Annotated in this window: 16 protein-coding genes; 12 read left to right on the top strand and 4 right to left on the bottom strand. The window is 63.2% G+C overall.

Annotation, left to right across the window (positions count from 1 at the left end; genetic code table 11):
- Positions 1 to 845: topoisomerase C-terminal repeat-containing protein (locus ABYB95_RS03895; protein ID WP_372657133.1), on the top strand; the 845-nt coding region annotated here is incomplete at its 5' end.
- Between the two features lie 48 nt (positions 846 to 893).
- Positions 894 to 1,541: a glutathione S-transferase family protein gene (locus ABYB95_RS03890; RefSeq protein ID WP_372657132.1), complete on the top strand. Its 648-nt coding sequence runs from the start codon at positions 894 to 896 to the stop codon at positions 1,539 to 1,541.
- An 80-nt stretch (positions 1,542 to 1,621) separates the two neighbouring features.
- Here ABYB95_RS03890 and ABYB95_RS03885 read toward each other — a convergent pair whose 3' ends face one another.
- The 3 genes from ABYB95_RS03885 to ABYB95_RS03875 form a co-directional block, all read right to left on the bottom strand.
- Positions 1,622 to 3,094, bottom strand: a complete 1,473-nt coding sequence (locus tag ABYB95_RS03885; protein ID WP_372657131.1) for a sensor histidine kinase N-terminal domain-containing protein — start codon at positions 3,092 to 3,094, stop codon at positions 1,622 to 1,624.
- Positions 3,095 to 3,266: 172 nt separating this feature from the next.
- Complete coding sequence (locus ABYB95_RS03880) at positions 3,267 to 3,935, bottom strand: response regulator (protein ID WP_372657130.1); 669 nt, start codon at positions 3,933 to 3,935, stop codon at positions 3,267 to 3,269.
- 166 nt (positions 3,936 to 4,101) lie between these two features.
- The gene (locus ABYB95_RS03875) at positions 4,102 to 4,521 is read right to left on the bottom strand and encodes a MarR family winged helix-turn-helix transcriptional regulator (RefSeq protein ID WP_372657134.1); all 420 of its coding nucleotides are present in this window, start codon (positions 4,519 to 4,521) and stop codon (positions 4,102 to 4,104) included.
- A 256-nt stretch (positions 4,522 to 4,777) separates the two neighbouring features.
- On the opposite strand from ABYB95_RS03875, the gene recA reads away from it, so the two are divergent.
- Both recA and recX read left to right on the top strand, forming a co-directional pair.
- Positions 4,778 to 5,896, top strand: a complete 1,119-nt coding sequence (gene recA / locus ABYB95_RS03870) for a recombinase RecA (RefSeq protein ID WP_372657129.1) — start codon at positions 4,778 to 4,780, stop codon at positions 5,894 to 5,896.
- A gap of 49 nt (positions 5,897 to 5,945) precedes the next feature.
- Positions 5,946 to 6,401 (top strand): recombination regulator RecX, encoded by a 456-nt coding sequence (gene recX, locus ABYB95_RS03865; RefSeq protein WP_372657128.1) that lies wholly within the window; start codon positions 5,946 to 5,948, stop codon positions 6,399 to 6,401.
- A gap of 163 nt (positions 6,402 to 6,564) precedes the next feature.
- On the opposite strand, the gene argC is transcribed toward recX, so the two are convergent.
- The gene (gene argC, locus ABYB95_RS03860; RefSeq protein WP_372657127.1) at positions 6,565 to 7,488 is read right to left on the bottom strand and encodes an N-acetyl-gamma-glutamyl-phosphate reductase; all 924 of its coding nucleotides are present in this window, start codon (positions 7,486 to 7,488) and stop codon (positions 6,565 to 6,567) included.
- A gap of 202 nt (positions 7,489 to 7,690) precedes the next feature.
- On the opposite strand from argC, the gene sucC reads away from it, so the two are divergent.
- From sucC to ABYB95_RS03820, 8 genes are all read left to right on the top strand, one after another.
- Positions 7,691 to 8,857, top strand: coding sequence for an ADP-forming succinate--CoA ligase subunit beta (gene sucC / locus ABYB95_RS03855; RefSeq protein ID WP_372657126.1), 1,167 nt, complete (start codon positions 7,691 to 7,693; stop codon positions 8,855 to 8,857).
- A 30-nt stretch (positions 8,858 to 8,887) separates the two neighbouring features.
- A complete protein-coding gene (gene sucD / locus ABYB95_RS03850) occupies positions 8,888 to 9,781 on the top strand; it encodes a succinate--CoA ligase subunit alpha (RefSeq protein ID WP_372657125.1) in 894 nt (297 codons plus the stop codon).
- Positions 9,782 to 9,981: 200 nt separating this feature from the next.
- Positions 9,982 to 12,690 carry a CHASE2 domain-containing serine/threonine-protein kinase gene (locus ABYB95_RS03845; RefSeq protein ID WP_372657124.1) on the top strand — a complete coding sequence of 903 codons (2,709 nt, stop codon included), beginning with the start codon at positions 9,982 to 9,984 and terminating at the stop codon, positions 12,688 to 12,690.
- The gene (locus ABYB95_RS03840) at positions 12,687 to 13,472 is read left to right on the top strand and encodes a Stp1/IreP family PP2C-type Ser/Thr phosphatase (RefSeq protein WP_372657123.1); all 786 of its coding nucleotides are present in this window, start codon (positions 12,687 to 12,689) and stop codon (positions 13,470 to 13,472) included. Before ABYB95_RS03845 ends, ABYB95_RS03840 begins: the two co-directional genes overlap by 4 nt.
- 42 nt (positions 13,473 to 13,514) lie before the next feature.
- Entirely contained in the window at positions 13,515 to 14,141 is a 627-nt protein-coding gene (locus ABYB95_RS03835; RefSeq protein ID WP_372657122.1) for an FHA domain-containing protein, read from the top strand.
- A 67-nt stretch (positions 14,142 to 14,208) separates the two neighbouring features.
- Entirely contained in the window at positions 14,209 to 16,458 is a 2,250-nt protein-coding gene (locus tag ABYB95_RS03830) for a CHASE2 domain-containing protein (protein WP_372657121.1), read from the top strand.
- Positions 16,459 to 16,494: 36 nt separating this feature from the next.
- Positions 16,495 to 17,298: a 3',5'-cyclic-nucleotide phosphodiesterase gene (locus tag ABYB95_RS03825; RefSeq protein ID WP_372657120.1), complete on the top strand. Its 804-nt coding sequence runs from the start codon at positions 16,495 to 16,497 to the stop codon at positions 17,296 to 17,298.
- A gap of 185 nt (positions 17,299 to 17,483) precedes the next feature.
- The gene (locus ABYB95_RS03820; protein ID WP_372657119.1) at positions 17,484 to 17,990 is read left to right on the top strand and encodes a pilin; all 507 of its coding nucleotides are present in this window, start codon (positions 17,484 to 17,486) and stop codon (positions 17,988 to 17,990) included.
- The last annotated feature ends 165 nt before the right edge of the window (positions 17,991 to 18,155 follow it).

Here is an 18,155-nt window from a genome sequence, read left to right as displayed (position 1 = left end):
TGTTCTTGCGCGAGAAAAAAATCGGCCCACTCGAAGGTTTCCGCTCCAAGGCGGGCTGGCCGTTCACCGCCGAGATCGCGCTCAAGTACAGCGAGGACGACAAGAACTGGAAGCTCGAGTTCGATTTTGGTGACGACAAGAACGAAGAATCCGGCGAGATCGTCGACTTCAGCGGCAGCGAGTCGCTGGGCGCTTGCCCGGTGTGTGGCGGCTCGGTGTTTGAACACGGCAGCAACTACGTGTGCGAAAAAACCGTGCCGACCGAAGCGCAGCCCACGCCCAGTTGCAAATTCAAGAGCGGCAAGATCATCTTGCAGCAACCGGTGGAGCGCGAGCAGATGCAGAAGTTGTTGAGCACGGGCAAGACCGACCTGCTCGACAAGTTCGTGTCCATGCGCACACGCCGTGCGTTCAAGGCCTTTCTGGCCTGGGACAAGGAAGCGGGCAAGGTGAACTTTGAGTTCGAACCGCGCGCCAGCAAATTCCCACCGCGCAAGACGGCGGCGGGCGCTCCTGCGAAAGCGGCACCGGCGAAGAAGGCGGCACCGGCCAAAAAAGCAGCGGCCAAGAAAAGCGCTGCAACCAAGACAGCCAAGGCGCCGCGCAAAACCACGGCCGCCAGCGGCAAACAACCCAGCGCAGCGCTGATCGCGGTGATCGGCGAAGGTTTGGTGTCGCGCCCCGAGGTGACGAAAAAACTCTGGGACTACATCAAGGCCCAGGGCCTGCAAGACGCCACCGACAAACGCAAGATCAACGCCGATGCCAAATTGGAGGCTGTGTTCGGCAAGCCGCAGGTCACGATGTTCGAGATTGCCAAGCTGATTGGCCCACACCTGAGCTGAATGGCCCCCGGTTCATTATTTACATACCCCCCCGATTGGAGTTGCCCCATGAGTCTGAAACTGTTTTTCGCCCCCGGCGCCTGCTCTTTTGTGCCCCACAGCATGCTGGAGCTGGCCGGCGTCAACTTCGAACCGGCCATGGTCAAGCTGCACAAAGGCGAGCAGCGCACCGCCGACTACCTGGCGTTGAACCCACGCGGTCAGGTGCCGGTGTTGGTGGACGACGGTGTGGTCATCACGCAGATCGTGGCCATCTTGCTGCACCTCGACGCCAAAGTGCCGCAGGCGCACATCCTGCCCGCCTCGGGCATGGAACGCACGCGCGCGCTGTCCTTGCTGGCGTGGATGAACAACACGGTGCACCCAACCTTCACGCACTTTTTCATGCCGCAGAAGTTCAGCGACGACGAAGCGGCCCAGAAAGCCATGCAGCGTTTTGCCGTGGCGCGTTACCGCGAGTGCCTGGCCGAGATCGAGGCGCTGGCCACCGAGGCTTCGCCCTGGCTGTTCGGTGAGCATCCGGGCGCGCTCGACGCCTATGCGCTCACCTTGTTGCGCTGGGGTGGCTACGCCGGTATCGATCCCACCAGCCTGCCCGCGACCTGGACGCTGGTGCAGCGCTTCGCGGCCTTGCCCGCCGTGGCGCTGGCGGTGGAGCGGGAGCGGTTGGAGCTCAACGTCTACAAGGCTGCGTAAACCAAGAACGGCCAAGACACCGCGCCGCTGCGCGGTGTGGAACCGTTCCACGGCCTGGTGCGCTGTCGCCCAGGCCGTTTCTATTCGTGTTGGTCGGCCCGCTTGGGCGCAAAGCGCACCGAGGCGCGCAAGCCACGGTCGTGCCGGTCGCTGTGGGCGTCTTCCATGAACACCGTGGCTTCGTGCTGCTGCGCGATTTCGTGCACGATGGCCAGGCCCAGCCCCGAGCCGTCCACGTTGGTGCCCAGGGCCCTGTAAAACGGCTGCAGCACCAGCTCGCGCTCGTTTTCGGGAATGCCCGGCCCGTTGTCTTCCACCTGCAGGATTTGCACGCCGCTGAAGCGGTCGAGCAGCACGCGCGCGGTGACCACGCCGCCGTGCCCCGAGTAGTGGATGGCGTTGTCCACCAGGTTGCGCACCATTTCCTGCAGCAAGGTGGGGTTGCCTTCCATCAGGCAGTCTTCGGGGATCTCGTCGGGGCCTTCGTAGCCCAGGTCCACCCCGTGTTCCAGCGCGCGCGGAACCGAGTCTTGCACCACGGCGGTGACGAGGCGGGCCAGATCGATGCGGGCGCTGGGCAGGGCGCGTCCGGTGGTCTCGGCGCGCGCCAGCGCCAGCAACTGGTTCACCGTGTGGGTGGCGCGCATGCTGGCGCGGGCGATTTGCTGCAAGGAGCCGCGCATTTCCAATGAGTCGGTTTCGCGCTGCGCAAGTTCGGCCTGCATGCGCAAACCGGCCAGTGGTGTCTTGAGCTGGTGCGCGGCGTCGGCGAGGAAGCGCTTCTGCGTCGTGAGCGACGTTTTCAGGCGCAACAGCAAGTCGTTGATGGACGACACCAATGGCGCCACTTCTTGCGGGATGAAGGACTCCTCGATCGGACTCAGGTCGTCGGGCTTGCGCGCGCGAATGCGCTGCTCCAGCTCGTTGAGCGGACGGATGCCACGCACCAGCGCCAGCCAGACCAGCAGTACCGCCAGCGGCAAGATGACGAACTGCGGGACCATCACGCCCTTGATGATTTCGGTGGCCAGTGTGGAGCGCTTGCCGCGTGTTTCTGCCACTTGCATCAGCACCAGGCGCTCCGAGTCGCCGCGTGGCAGCCAGGTGTAAGCCACACGCACTTCGGCGCCATGCACCACGTCGTCGCGCAGCATGACCTGGCCCGGTATGGGCGTGGCGTTGTCGCGCGGCAGCGGAAAATCCGTTTCGCCGCTGATGACGCCGCTACGCGGGTCCAGCACCTGGAAATAGATTTGATCGGTATCGTCGGCGCGCAGCAGGTCGCGCGCCTGGGCATTGAGGTTGAAGCTCACGCCTTGGGCCGATGGCACCACGAATTGTTTGAGCGCTTGCAGGTTGAATTCCAGCGCCCGGTCAAACGGCTTGCTCGCAATGCCTTGCGCCACGAACCAGGTGAGCGCCAAGGACAGCGGCCACAGCAGCAGCAGAGGCGTGAGCATCCAGTCGAGAATCTCACCGAACAAGCTGCGCTGCTCCCGCTGGAACAGGCCGAAAGACATCGGGTTGGTTGGAGTTTCGTCGTCGTCGCGCATCTCGGCCATTTATTGGGGCGCGCGTGCGCTGCAAAACCGCGCGCGGCGCGGCGGGGGTGGGTGGGTGTTTCCGAAGCGCGGTGTCTCTGCCAGCAAACACCGTGGAACCGGCTTCGCCGGGCCACAGGTGTTGCCCCCTTGAGGGGGTCGCGCGCAGCGCGGCGGGGGTGGGCTAAATCTTCTCAAGGCAGTAACCCAGGCCGCGCACCGTGGCGATGCGGATCGGCCCCTTCTCGATCTTCTTGCGCAGGCGGTGGATGTAGACCTCGATGGCGTTGTTGCTCACTTCTTCGCCCCACTCACACAAGCGTTCCACCAACTGGTCTTTGCTCACCAGGCGACCGGCGCGCTGCAGCAGCACTTCCAGCAGACCGAGTTCGCGCGCCGAGAGCTCGACCATCTTGCCGTCGATGGTGGCCACGCGCCCGGCCTGGTCGTACACCAAGGGCCCGTGTTTGATGGTCGAGCTGGCGCCGCCCATACCGCGCCGGGTCAGGGCACGTACCCGGGCTTCCAGTTCCTGCAGCGAAAAGGGTTTGGCCATGTAGTCGTCGGCGCCGTAGTCCAGCCCTTTGACGCGTTCTTCCACCCCGTCTGCAGCGGTCAGGATCAGCACCGGCAGCACCGAGCCGCGCGCGCGCAGGCGTTTGAGCACTTCCAGACCGTGCATGCGGGGCAAGCCCAGGTCCAGGATCAGCAGATCGAACTCGTTGTTCGTCATCAACGCGGCGTCGGCCTCGCTGCCGCTGGCCACATGGTCCACCGCCGCACCGGCGGCGCGCAGGCTGCGCAGCAGGCCGTCGGCCAGGACTTGGTCGTCTTCGGCAATCAGGATGCGCATGGGTGTCTCCTCGGGGCTTTGCGGGCAAGCCGTTTTTGTTGCATTCGCCAGGCCGCCATGCCCCAGCGCCTGGGATGGCTCGACCCGGTCATTTTAGGGCGGTGCACGAGTGGCGGCCTGCCACGCTCCCCCGTGATAACCCGCGCAGCGCGGTGCTTGAGGTATTTCAGGCGCCATAGGCCTCCAGGCCGAGCGCGACCACCGTGGCCACGTCGGCGCCGACTTGTTCCCGGAACTCGCGCTCTGCGCGCGCCACCGCCTGTCGAAACGCTTCCAGCCAGAGCAGGCCGGTGGCGGTGAACACGATCAGGCGCGCCCGCGCGTCCAGCGGGTCGGGGTCGCGCCGCACCAGTCCCCAGGCCTCGCACTGCGTCACCAGATCGCCCATGGCCTGCTTGCTCATGTCGGCGCGCTGCGCCAGATCGGTCAGGCGCGAACCCGGTAACGCCAGATGGCGTGTGATGTGCACGTGGGCGGCGCCGATTTGTGCCCGCGCGGCCAGGTTGGACAGCGCCAGCGGCACGTTGGGGTCGTGGGCCATGAGGTGCAGCACCCGTTCGTCGAAGCGCCGCAGCGCAAGTCCCATCAAGCGACCCAGATGCCCGACGCGCCAGCGGTCGTCGGGCCAGGGCGTTTCACCGTTCCCGGCGACCGTGGCCGGGTCGTCTGAGAGGGTGGTGGTTTCTGGGTTTTGCGGCACGGGCATATGGTAAGGCAAACTGACCAAAAATGGAGAGATTTGGTTTTGACTTGCTTGTAAACTGCTGTTCAAGCATCCAGCCTGTACGCATCAACACAGTTTGGATCAGCCCCTCATACCCATCCAACCCAGGAGCCTCTTCATGGACACCGCCGTCAAACCCAATCCCCTCAACAGCGAAAAAAGCAAGGCCTTGCAGGCCGCGCTGGCCCAGATCGAAAAGCAGTTCGGCAAGGGCACCATCATGCGTCTGGGCGAGGGCGAGGTGATCGAAGACATCCAGGTTGTCTCCACCGGTTCGCTGGGGCTGGACATCGCCCTGGGCGTGGGCGGTTTGCCGCGTGGCCGGGTGGTGGAGATCTACGGTCCGGAGTCCTCGGGCAAGACCACGCTCACGCTGCAGGTGATTGCCGAAATGCAAAAACTCGGCGGCCAGTGTGCGTTTGTGGACGCCGAGCACGCGCTCGACATCCAGTACGCGCAAAAACTGGGTGTGAAGCTGTCCGACCTGCTGATCTCCCAGCCCGACACGGGTGAACAGGCGCTGGAGATCGTCGACAGCCTGGTGCGTTCCGGCGCGGTCGACTTGATCGTGGTGGACTCGGTGGCCGCACTCACGCCCAAGGCCGAGCTCGAAGGCGAAATGGGCGATTCTCTACCCGGTTTGCAAGCGCGTCTGATGAGCCAGGCGCTGCGCAAGCTCACCGCCCACATCAAGAAGACCAATTGCATGGTCATCTTCATCAACCAGATCCGCATGAAGATCGGCGTCATGTTTGGCAGCCCCGAGACCACCACCGGCGGCAACGCGCTCAAGTTCTACGCCTCCGTGCGACTGGACATCCGCCGCACCGGCACCATCAAAAAGGGCGAAGAGGCGATCGGCAACGAGACACGCGTCAAAGTGGTGAAGAACAAAGTGGCGCCGCCGTTCAAGACCGCCGAATTCGACATTCTGTTTGGCGAAGGCATCAGCCGGGAAGGCGAAATCCTGGACCTGGGCGTGAACAACCGGGTGGTCGACAAGTCGGGCGCCTGGTACGCCTACAACGGCGAAAAAATCGGGCAAGGCCGCGACAACTCACGCGAATTCCTGCGCGAAAACCCCGAGCTGCGTTTTGAGATCGAAAACAAGGTCCGCACCGAACTGGGTGTGCCGCTGCTGCCGTCGGACGAAGCACCCGGGGGCGCAAAGGCCGCGAAAGGCAAAAAGGCCAGCAAGGCCGCCGAGGCTGCAGACGATGCCGACAAGGTCGAATAAACCGTCAGGGCCAGTCAGATCTCTGCAGTGAAGACCAGGCGGGTCGCGCATGGCCTTTAACCAGCCCTCCTTGAAGGGCCGCGCCTTGCGGTTGTTGTCGCAGCGTGAGCACTCGCGCGTCGAACTCGAGCGCAAGCTGCGGCAGCACGAAAGCGAGCCGGGTGAACTCGCCCGGGCGCTCGACGAGCTGATGGCCAAGGGCTTCATCGACGAGCAGCGGGTGCTGGAATCGGTGGTGCACCGCCGGGCTTCGCGTTTGGGCGCCTCGCGGGTGAAGCAAGAGCTGCAAGCCAAGGGACTGGACGGCGAAGCCATCGCGCGTGCCGTGGCCGATTTGCGCGAGACCGAAGGTGCGCGCGCGCGCGAGGTCTGGCGCAAGAAGTTTGGCGAACCCGCGCCAGACGCGGCAGGCCGGGCCAAACAAATGCGGTTTCTGGCCACACGCGGGTTCAGTGCCGAGGTCATTCGGCGTGTGGTCGGCGGTGCGTCTGAAGGCGACGACTGAGTAGGCAAACGCAGCGAACGTTTGTGGGCCCAGGGCACAGAAGGCGCGAGGGTGCAATTTCCCGGCGCGAGGCGCACCTCAAGTCAGAGATGCCTTGGAACGGGCTTGGCCCTGCCACAGGCACCGCCCCCTCTGGGGGAGCCGCGCAGCTGCGCAGGTGGGCTCAAATATCCAGCATCAGCTGCAGGTTTTGCACCGCCGCACCGCTGGCGCCCTTGCCCAGGTTGTCCAGGCGCGCGATCAGCACGGCGTGGTGGTGCATGTCGTTTCCGAATACGCGCAACTCCAGCCAATTGCTGTCGACCAAGGCCACCGCGTCGAGTTTGCCGTTGTCGGTGGCGGGCTCCACCCGCACCCAACCACCGGCTTTTGCACTGGCGGCGTAGTGCCGGGTCAGGGCATCGTGCAGATCGGCCACCCCCGGCTTGCCGGGCAGCAGGTCCAGGTGCAGCGGTACTTGAACCAGCATGCCTTGGCGGAAATTGCCCACGGCGGGCACAAACACCGGTCGGCGTGAGAGGCCCGTGTAGTGCAGGATTTCGGGCAGGTGTTTGTGGTTCAGGCCCAAGGCGTAGGCTTCATACGGTGGGGCTTCGCCCTTCTCATAGGCTTCGATCATGCCGCGCCCGCCACCCGAATAGCCGCTGACCGAAGGCAGGGCCAGCGGGAAATCTCTGGGGATCAGGCCTGCATCCACCAAGGGGCGCAGCAGGGCGATGGCGCCGGTGGCGTAACAGCCGGGGTTGCCTACCCGTTCGGCGCTTGCCACCGCCTCGCGCTGCCCCTCGCACAGTTCGGGAAATCCGTAGGTCCAGCCGGGCGCACAGCGGTGCGCGGTGGACGCATCGATGATGCGGGGCTTGCGGCCGGGGAGGCTGTCGATCATGGCGACCGACTCGATGGCCGCGTCGTCGTGCAGGCACAGCACCACCAGATCGACCTGGGCCATCAGCTCACGCTTGGCCGCCGGGTCCTTGCGCTGCTCAGCGGCGATGCTGATCACCTCCACGCCGGACAGGGCATGGAGTTGGTCGCGGATTTGCAAGCCTGTGGTACCGGCTTCGCCGTCGATGAAGACTTTGGCCATGGCGTTTTGTCCTTGTCAGTTGGGGTCCAGAGACCGGCTCGTATAATTATGTATTACTGGAAGACCATGGGAGCGCTCCGGAGCGCTCTAATATGGTGCATTGCAACATGATACAGTTCGCGGTTGCTGTGTCCAGTGCCCTCGTGTCGGTTGCCCTGTGCGTGATCGACTGACCCAACCCCCCATTCCTGAGAGAGACCTCATGAAGATTCACGAGTACCAAGGCAAGGAAATCTTGCGCCAGTTCGGTGTGCCCACCCCCCGTGGCATCCCGGCCTTCACAGTGCAAGAGGCGGTGGAAGCCGCACAAAAACTCGGCGGCCCGGTTTGGGTGGTCAAGGCCCAGATCCACGCCGGTGGCCGTGGCAAGGGTGGTGGCGTCAAAGTCGCCAAGTCGATCGACGACGTGAAGCGCCTGGCTGGTGAAATCCTGGGCATGCAGCTCAAAACCCACCAGACCGGCCCCGAAGGCCAGAAGGTGCGTCGCCTGTATATTGAAGATGGCGCCGACATCCAGAAAGAATATTACGTGTCGGTCGTGACCGACCGTGCCACGCAAAAAGTGGCGTTCATCGCCTCCAGCGAAGGTGGCATGGACATCGAGGAAGTGGCCCACAGCACGCCCGAGAAGATCATCACCGAGTTCATCGACCCGTTGACCGGCTTGGGCGACGAGCAGGCCAAGAAGATCGCCGATGCCATCGGCATGCCCGCCGACTCCACCGCCCAGGCCGTGGACATCTTCCAGAAGCTCTACAAGTGCTACATGGACACCGACGCTTCGCTGGTGGAGATCAACCCCCTGAACCGCGACGGCAAAGGCAATGTGATTGCCCTGGACGCCAAGTTCAACTTCGACGCCAACGCGCTGTTCCGCCATCCTGAAGTCGTGGCCTACCGCGACCTGGACGAAGAGGATCCGGCCGAAATCGAAGCCTCCAAGTTCGACCTGGCTTACATCAGCCTGGACGGCAACATCGGTTGTCTGGTCAACGGCGCCGGTCTGGCCATGGCCACCATGGACACCATCAAGCTGTACGGCGCCGAGCCGGCCAACTTCCTCGATGTGGGCGGCGGTGCCACCCCCGAGAAGGTGACCGAAGCCTTCAAGATCATGTTGAAGAACCCCAAGGTCAAGGCCATCATGGTCAACATCTTTGGCGGCATCATGAAGTGCGACACCATCGCCACGGGTGTGATCACCGCCTGCAAGGCGACCAACCTCAACGTGCCGCTGGTGGTGCGCATGAAGGGCACGAACGAAGCCCTGGGCAAGAAGATGCTGGCCGAATCCGGGTTGCCCATCATCAGCGCCGACACCATGGCCGAAGCCGCTGAAAAAGTGGTCGCTGCCGTCAACGCCGCCTAAGCCGCCCACAGCGCCAACAAGGAATTCAGCATGTCGATCTACATCAACAAAGACACCAAAGTCATCACCCAGGGCATCACCGGCAAGACCGGTCAGTTCCACACGGAAAAATGCCAGGAATACGCGAACGGCAAGAACTGCTTCGTGGCCGGTGTGAACCCGAAGAAGGCCGGCGAGTCGATCTTCAACATCCCGATCTACGCTTCCGTGAAAGAAGCGGCCACTGAGACCGGTGCCACCGTCTCGGTGATCTACGTGCCGCCAGCCGGTGCCGCCGCCGCGATCTGGGAAGCCGTTGAGGCCGACCTGGATCTGGCGATTTGCATCACCGAAGGCATTCCCGTTCGCGACATGCTGGAAGTGCGCAACCGCATGAAAGCCAAGGAAGCCGCCGGTGGCAAGCGCACCCTGCTGCTGGGCCCCAACTGCCCTGGCTTGATCACGCCCGACGAGATCAAGATCGGCATCATGCCCGGTCACATCCACCGCAAAGGCCGCATTGGCGTGGTCTCGCGCTCGGGCACGCTGACCTACGAAGCCGTGGCGCAGTTGACCGAAATCGGTCTGGGCCAGTCCAGCGCCGTGGGCATCGGTGGCGATCCCATCAACGGCTTGAAGCACATCGACGTGATGAAGGCTTTCAACGACGATCCCGATACCGACGCCGTCATCATGATCGGCGAAATCGGTGGTCCGGACGAAGCCGAAGCCGCGCTGTGGTGCAAAGACCATATGAAGAAGCCCATCGTCGGTTTCATCGCAGGCGTGACCGCGCCTCCCGGCAAGCGCATGGGCCACGCCGGTGCCTTGATCTCGGGCGGTGCCGACACGGCCGACGCGAAGCTGGAAGTCATGGAAGCCTGTGGCTTCACCGTGACCCGCAATCCGTCGGAAATGGCCAAACTGCTCAAGTCCTTGCTGTAAAACACCACCACGGACGGTGAAAGAGGTGGCGCTTGCGCCACCTCTTTTTTTTGACCATACAGATGTGCGGTTACCAACAAGGTACGGACGGCAGACCTCGTCAGGCACAATTGAAACCAAATGCAACGCCGCTGGGGTGTTGCCGGTCACCCTCCGCGGTCACCATCCATACGGCAGGCAGCATGAGGTGAGAGAAGGACGTGTCGAGCAGCAGCAAGCGCAAGTCGGCGGCTAAGCCGGCGTGGCGATCCGAAGCACTTGTCGGTCTGGTGGTGGTCCTGGCCGTTTTGCTGCTGCATGTCTCCACCGACTTGTTTGCCGGCCTGGAGCGCCGCTTTTACGACTCGGCCAGCACGCGCACCGAGCGCCTGCCCAGCGATCGCATCGCCATCATCGCCATCGACGACCAGAGCATCGCCAATATTGGCCGCTGGCCTTGGCCGCGTGAGGTGCATGCACAGCTGATCGAGCAGCTGGCCGCGGCACAAGCCAAAACCGTGGCGTACAGCGTGTTCTTTTTTGAGCCACAAACCGACCGGGGTCTTCAGAGCTTGCGTGAGCTGGGCGGGCGACTCGGCGCGGGAGCGGCCGCCACGCCCGGCCTGGCCGATCTGGGCGACACCGCCCGTCAAAGCATCCTGGACTTCATCGAAGAAGAGGAGCGCCGGCTGGATGCGGACTCCCGTCTGGCTGCCAGCATGGCGCAAGCGAAGAACGTGCTGCTGCCGTCGGTGTTCGCACTGGGCGAGTCGGCGGGGCGGCCAGACGCCGCCTTGCCACCCTTTGCCCAAGCCAGCGCGGCGCCCAACCCGTCGGGGTTTGGTGTGCCCGCATTGGGCACCCAGCAACCGATTCCGGCCTTGGGCGAAGCGGCGGTGGCGGTGGCCCACTTGAACCAGTTTCCCGACCGGGATGGCGCGGTGCGAACCGAGCCTTTGCTGCTGAATTTTGACGGCTTGGCGGTGCCTTCCATGGCCTTGATGGTGGCCGCGCACAGCCTGAATCTCACGGTGAAGGACCTGGATCTGGTGCCTGGTGAAGCGATCGGCATGGGCCGCCAGACCATCTCCACCGACCCCGATGGCAAGGTGCTGCCCCAGTTTTATCCGGAGCGCAACGGGCGCCCACCGTTTCCGGTGGACTCCTTCTACGACGTGCTGGCCGGCAAGATTCCCGCATCCAAATACAGCGGCAAAATCGTCATCGTGGGCGCGACTGCGGCGGGCGTGGGCACGCAGTTCAGCACCCCGGTGTCGGCGGCGATGTCGCCAGCGGAAATCCTGGCCCACATCACCTCCAGTGTGCTCAACGGGCACTTCATCGCCCAACCGTACTGGGGCGAAGCGGCCACCTTGTTGGCGGCCTTGCTGGTGGCTGCCTATCTGGTTTTGCTGCTGCCTCGGCTTTCGGCGGCGCCCGCGGCCTGGCTGACCGCCGGGGCGTTTGTGTTGATGCTGGGCGCCGAATACGGCTTGCTGTCGTCGTCGGCCCTGTGGCTGCAGCTGGTGTTTCCGGCTTCGCTTTTGCTACTGGGCTACCTCGCACGGACCACCCAACGCTTTCTGGTGACCGAGGCGGGCAAACAGAAGTCGGACCAGGAATCGGCCGAGACCAACCGCATGATGGGTCTGGCGCTGCAAGGGCAAGGCCAGTTGGACATGGCGTTTGACCGGTTCCGCCGCGTGCCAGCGAGCGAGGCGCTGCTGGACAACCTGCGGCATCTGGCGCTCGATTTTGAGCGCAAGCGCCAGTTCAACAAGGCGCAGGCGGTGTACGAACACATGAGCCAGCTGGACCGGAACAACCCGGAATTGCAGACCCGCCTGCAACGCGCCAAGAACCTCTCGGAGACCGTGGTACTGGGTTCGGCGCGGCACCCTGGCGGCACCCTTCTGCTTTCGGGCAGTGGGGTGGAAAACCCCATGTTGGGCCGCTACGAAGTGGAAAAAGAACTGGGCAAAGGCGCCATGGGCGTGGTGTACCAGGGGCGGGATCCGAAGATCGGCCGCGTGGTGGCGATCAAGACCCTGGCACTCTCCGCCGAGTTCGAAGGCTCGGAGTTGCAAGACGCCCGCGAGCGCTTTTTCCGCGAGGCCGAAACCGCGGGCCGCTTGCAGCACCCCCACATCGTGACCATCTTCGACGCGGGCGAAGAACTCGATCTGGCCTACATCGCCATGGAGTTTCTGCCGGGCAGGGATCTGGTTGAGCACACGCGCCCCGACCAGTTGTTGCCGGTGCACACGGTGCTGACCATCGTCGAGCGCGTGGCCCGGGCACTCGACTATGCGCACCGGCAGCGCGTGGTGCACCGCGACATCAAACCCGCGAACATCATGTACGAACCCGCGTCGGACACCGTGAAAGTGACCGACTTTGGCATTGCGCGCATCACCGACGCCAGCCGCACCAAGACCGGCATGGTGCTGGGCACGCCCAGCTTCATGTCGCCCGAGCAGCTGGCGGGCCAGCATGTCGATGGACGCTCGGACCTGTATTCCTTGGGGGTGATGCTGTTCCAGCTGCTCACGGGCGTGTTACCTTTGCGCGGAGATTCCATGGCCGCCTTGATGTACCAGATCGCCAACCAGGTCGCTCCCGATGTGCGCAGCCTTCGGCCTGGCTTGCCCCGGCCACTCACCGATATACTGAGCAAGTCCTTGGCCAAACTGCCGCAAGAGCGTTACCAGACCGGCGCCGAGCTGGCCTTGGTCCTGGGTGACGCCATCAACGAGCTCCAACGCTCGGTGGCAGGAGACAGGGAGATCATGGCAGCGGACCATCTTTTGGATGATGCATTTGAAAAAACACAAATCCAGGCCAGCGGCAGCGAAGCGGATGCGTTTGAGGCCACCCATGCAGATCCCGGCAAGGGATTGCAGGCGCCCGATCGGGGTCGTGAGCCATGATGTTTGAGTATTTCAGCATCACCGACCCGGGCCTGATTCGGGACAACAACGAAGACTCGGTGGCCTTTGATCCGCTGAACCAAGTGGTGGTCCTGGCCGACGGCATGGGTGGCTACAACGCGGGCGAAATCGCCAGCGCCATGGCCACCACCTTCATCAAGACCGAGTTAGGCCGCTGGATGGCCGAAGGTGGGCACGAGTCGAACGGGCGTGAACTCAAGCGCGCCATGGAAATCTGCATCGACAACGCCAACCGCTCGATCTTCAACGCCGCCAACGCCAATCCGCAGTACACCGGTATGGGCACCACGCTGGTGATGGGTGTGTTCCAGGGGCCGCGCGCCATGATCGGCCACGTGGGCGATTCGCGCTGCTACCGCCTGCGTGAAGACAAGCTGGTGCAGATCACGCGCGACCACTCGCTGTTGCAAGAACAGATCGACGCCGGACTGATCTCGGCGGAGCAAGCCAAATTCGCCACCCACAAGAATCTCGTCACGCGCGCGCTGGGCGTGGAAGACACGGTGTTGCTGGAAGTCAACGAATACCGGGCCGACGATGGCGACCTGTACGTGTTTTGCTCCGATGGCTTGTCGGACATGGTGGATGACGATCAAATCGCCGCCATACTCGGCAGGGACGGCACGCTGGAAGAGAAAAGTCAGGCCCTGGTCGACGCGGCCATAGACGGCGGCGGGCGCGATAATATTTCAGTCATACTGGCGCAGGCACGGGCCAAGCCGGTGCGCAAAGGTTTGCTGTCGCGCATGCTGGGGCAGTAGCTTGTTTCCGAATTACATATTCAGGTTCCACAGGAGTCGGCCATGCCGAAAATGATCGTTTCTATCGACGGTGTTGTGATCAAGGAAGTGCAGCTCACAAAAGACCGCACGACGTTGGGTCGCCGTCCCTACAACGACATCGTGATTGACAATCTCGCCGTCAGCGGAGAGCACGCGGTGATGCAGATGTCGGGCGCGGACGTGTTCCTGGAGGATCTCAACAGCACCAACGGTACCTACGTCAACGGCAAAGCCATCAAGAAGCAGCAGCTGCAAAATGGCGACACCGTGGAGATCGGCAAGTACAAGATCAAGTTTGCCCACGACGGCGCGACCGGCAGCCATGAAAAGACCATGGTCATCCAGTCCGGGAATGTGGTCGCGTCCAGCGAACCAGTTGCCCCGGTGGGCAATGCCGCCATCAAGGTCATGTCGGGCGCCGCAGCCGGACGGGAAGTGCCCTTGGTCAAGGTGGTCACCACCATCGGCAAGCCCGGCGTGGCGGTGGCTGCGATCACACGGCGACCGCATGGCTATGTGGTCGCTCTGGTCGAAGGCTCGATCAAGCCGACCGTCAATGGCGCACCACTCAGCAACGAGGCGATCAACCTGAAAGATGGCGACATGATCGAGCTGGCCGGCACACAGATGCAGTTCGTCCAGCACTGAGCCGCCACCGCTGGCTTTGCGGCGTGCGCCTGTCGGACCGGCGCACCTCGATTCGGTAAAGGCGCCCATGCAAGCCCTGAGCAAGCACGGTCGCCGTTTTGCCATCACCCTGCTGCCCCTGATTTTTGGCGTGTTGCACGCCGTGGGTGTGTTGCCCCTGGGGGTGTTGCAGCGGCTCGACGACATCATCTACGACGCGCGGCTGCGCGCCACCATGCCCACCACCCTGGACGAGCGGGTGGTCATCATCGACATCGACGAAAAAAGCCTGGCCGAGGTCGGGCGCTGGCCCTGGTCGCGCCAACACCTGGCCCGCTTGACCGACACCTTGTTCGAGCAGCAGTCCATCGCGCTGCTGGGATTCGACGTCGTGTTTGCCGAGCCCGATGCCAGTTCGGGCCTGTTGCAGTTGCAGCAACTGGCACGCACCGATCTGAGCGATCAACCCGGCTTTGCGCAACGCGTGCGCGACTTGCAGCCCGAACTGGACTACGACGCCCGCTTCGCCCAAAGCTTGCGTGGCCGACCCGTGGTGTTGGGCTATTACTTCAGCAGCGATCTGGGTGGGCATACCAGTGGCGTCTTGCCCGATCCGGTCTTGCAGGCCGAGGACCTTGGTGGCCGCCCCATCCGGTTCACCCAGTGGAATGGCTTTGGTTCCAACATCGCCGAACTCGCGGCCGCCGCTCCACGCGCCGGGTTTTTCAATGCCATCACCGACGACGACGGTGTCGTGCGTTCGGTGCCCCTGTTGGCCGAACACGCGGGGCGGTATTACGAATCGTTGTCGCTGGCGATGTTCCGCCTCTTGTTGGATTCGCCGCAGGTGCAGCCGGGCTTTGCGGGCGGGCGCTTTTCCTCAAGTCGCTACGAGTCGCTGGAGAGTGTGCGCCTGGTGAAAAATGGCAAGGCCTTGGCGGTACCGGTGGACGACCGGGTCGCCGCCCTGGTGCCGTTTCGGGGGCTGGGTGGTCCCAAGGGCGGCTCGTTCACCTACTACTCGGCGGCGGACGTGTTGGCCGGGCGGCTGCCTGCGGGCGTGCTCAAGAATAAGATCGTGTTGGTGGGCACCACCGCGCCGGGCTTGCTGGATTTGCGCGTGACCCCGGTGGGGCAGACCTACCCCGGCGTGGAGACCCATGCCAACGTCATCGCCAGCCTGCTCGACGGCGACCCGATTTCCCGACCCGACTACGCCTTGGGCTACGAACTGGTGGTGTTGCTGGCCGCCGGGCTCACCCTGGCGCTGGCCTTGCCTTTGCTCACAGCGCTCCAAGCCGTGGGCTTGAGCTTGGCCGTGTTTCTGCTGGTGGCGGGGCTCAATTTCTGGTTGTACCTGGGTCATGGTCTGGTTTTGCCGCTGGCCAGCACCTTGGTCATGGCGGCGCTGGCTTTCGCGTTGAACATGAGCTACGGCTATCTGGTGGAAAGCCGCTCCAAGCGGCAACTGGCGCAGTTGTTCGGCACTTATGTACCACCCACGCTGGTGGAAGAAATGGTGAAAGACCCGGCCAGTTATTCCATGCAGGCGCAGACCCGCGAACTCACGGTGATGTTTTGCGACATGCGGGGATTCACCCAGCTGTCCGAAACCATGGAGCCGACCGCGTTGCAAACGCTGCTCAACACCGTGTTCAGCCGTTTGACCCATGTGATCCGCGAGCAGCGCGGCACCATCGACAAGTACATGGGCGATTGCATCATGGCGTTTTGGGGTGCGCCGGTGGCGGCACCAGAACACGCCCGTCTGGCGGTGCAAACCGCGCTGGACATGGCGCGCTGTGTCCAGGCCATCAACCTCGAACATGCGCAGAACGGGCTGCCCGGTATTGGCGTGGGCATCGGTTTGAACACCGGCGACATGTGTGTGGGCGACATGGGGTCGGACGTGCGGCGCAGCTACACCGTGATCGGCGATGCGGTCAATCTGGGCGCGCGGCTCGAGGGTTTGTCGCGCGTGTACGGAGAAGACATCGTGGTGAGCGAAAGCACGCAGGCACAAGCGCCCGAATTCGCCTGGCAGGAACTCGACCGCGTGCGGGTCAAAGGCAAGACCCAGGCGGTCACCATTTACACCCCGCTGGCACTGGCTGGGCAGCTCACGCCGGCTCAGCGCGAAGAGCTGCGGCTGTGGGGCCAGACACTGAAAGCCTGGCGCGCCCAAGACTGGGATAGCTGCGACGTGCTCTTGCTCAATTTGCAGCGCCAGAATGCCAAAAAAGTCCTTTACCGCCTCTACGCCGAACGTGTAGCCTCCATGAGGTCGTCACCCCCGGTACAAGCGTGGGACGGCAGCACACAGTTCGACAGCAAATGAGCCAGTGGATCACCGGCCGCCAATACTGAAATTTCCATGCGGGTACGCGTTCTGGGTTGCTCTGGTGCGATTGCACAGGGTTGCCGCACCACCTCCTTTTTGCTCGACGACAGTGTGCTGATCGATGCAGGCACCGGCGTGGGCGATCTCACGCTGGAAGAAATGGCCCGCATCAACCACGTGCTGCTCACCCACTCGCACCTGGACCACGTGGCGGCCTTGCCGCTCATGCTCGATGCGGTGGCCGCCCACCGCATGGCCTCGGGCGCAGCGCCCCTGCAGGTGCACGCGCTACCCGAAACCGTGGACATCTTGCGCACCCACATCTTCAACAACCTGATCTGGCCCGACTTCGCCGCCATTCCCAGCGCCGAACACCCCCTGATGCGTTTCAACACCTTTGCTGTGGGCGAGGTGCTGCAGGTGGGCGGCCAGACGATTGAAGTCATGCCCGCCGTGCACACCGTGCCCGCCGTCGGCTTTGCCGCCCGCTGCGAAGCGGGTCACTGGGTCTTCAGCGGCGACACCGAACGCAACCCGGCGTTTTGGCAGCGCATCAACCAGTTGAACGTCGCCATGCTCATCATCGAGACCGCGTTCAGCGACCGCGAAAAAGAACTGGCCCGGCGCAGCTTGCACTTGGCGCCCGCCACCTTGGCCCAGGAACTCGACCAGATCGACCCCAAGCGCCGCTTCCCCATCTACATCACCCACACCAAACCGGCCGAGACCGGTCTCATCATGGAAGAGATCCGCCGCTTCGACCAGACACCGAACCGGCAGGGCGATGTGCGCCACGACATCCGCTGGCTGAGCGCGGGGCAGACCTTCGAGCTGTGACAATTCGTGTCGCAGCGGCTGGTTGCGACAAAAATTGTCAGTCCTGGGGTAGCCTACCCGACGCGAAATGTCACCCTCAAGTGTGAAACCGTGAAATAGACCGCAAAAACACCGGTACTTCTGCTTGGCACGCTCCCTGCAATAGACGACCTGTTCCCAACCCATTTTCCCCAAGGAGTTTTCACATGAAGCGTTCCATGCAAAAAGGTTTCACCCTGATCGAACTGATGATTGTGGTGGCCATCATCGGTATTCTGGCTGCTGTGGCTTTGCCTGCTTACCAGGACTACACGGTTCGTGCACGTGTGTCAGAAGGTCTGGTCGCTGCCTCTGCTGCCAAGGTCAATGTGCAAGACGTGCTGGCCTCTGGCAATCCCGCTGCAGACGCAAGCGGCTACGGAGTCGGCTACACGGCTCCCAATGCTACGCGTAACATCACGAGTCTCACGATTGCGGCTGGTACAGGTGTCATTGAGGTGACCACCACGGCAGCCGCTGGTGGCGGGACACTGCGTCTGACGCCAAATGCTCCTATCGGCACCGATCTGCCAACTGGCACGGCCGCCTTCACTCCTCCAGCACAGCCGGTGTCATGGCGTTGCATGGCAGCCGGAGCGGCTGCTGGTAGTTTCACTGCTACCGCCACTGCCGGCACCCTTCCTGCCCGCTTTGCTCCATCTGAGTGCAAGTAAGCTGCGGCTTTGAGTAAAAGGGGGCGCTTCGGCGCTCCTTTTTTGTTTTAACGACTTGTTTGCTTGATGAGATGGGCATGTTTTGGTCTCGACGTTTTCGTAGTGCTGCCCCTGTTGCGGGAATCCACCTTGGCCTGAGTGGTGTCGTGGCCTTGGTAGCCGCAT

It is taken from the genome of Hydrogenophaga sp. (assembly GCF_041633695.1).
GTDB lineage: Bacteria > Pseudomonadota > Gammaproteobacteria > Burkholderiales > Burkholderiaceae_C > Hydrogenophaga.
This window is presented reverse-complemented; position numbering and strand designations above follow the sequence as displayed.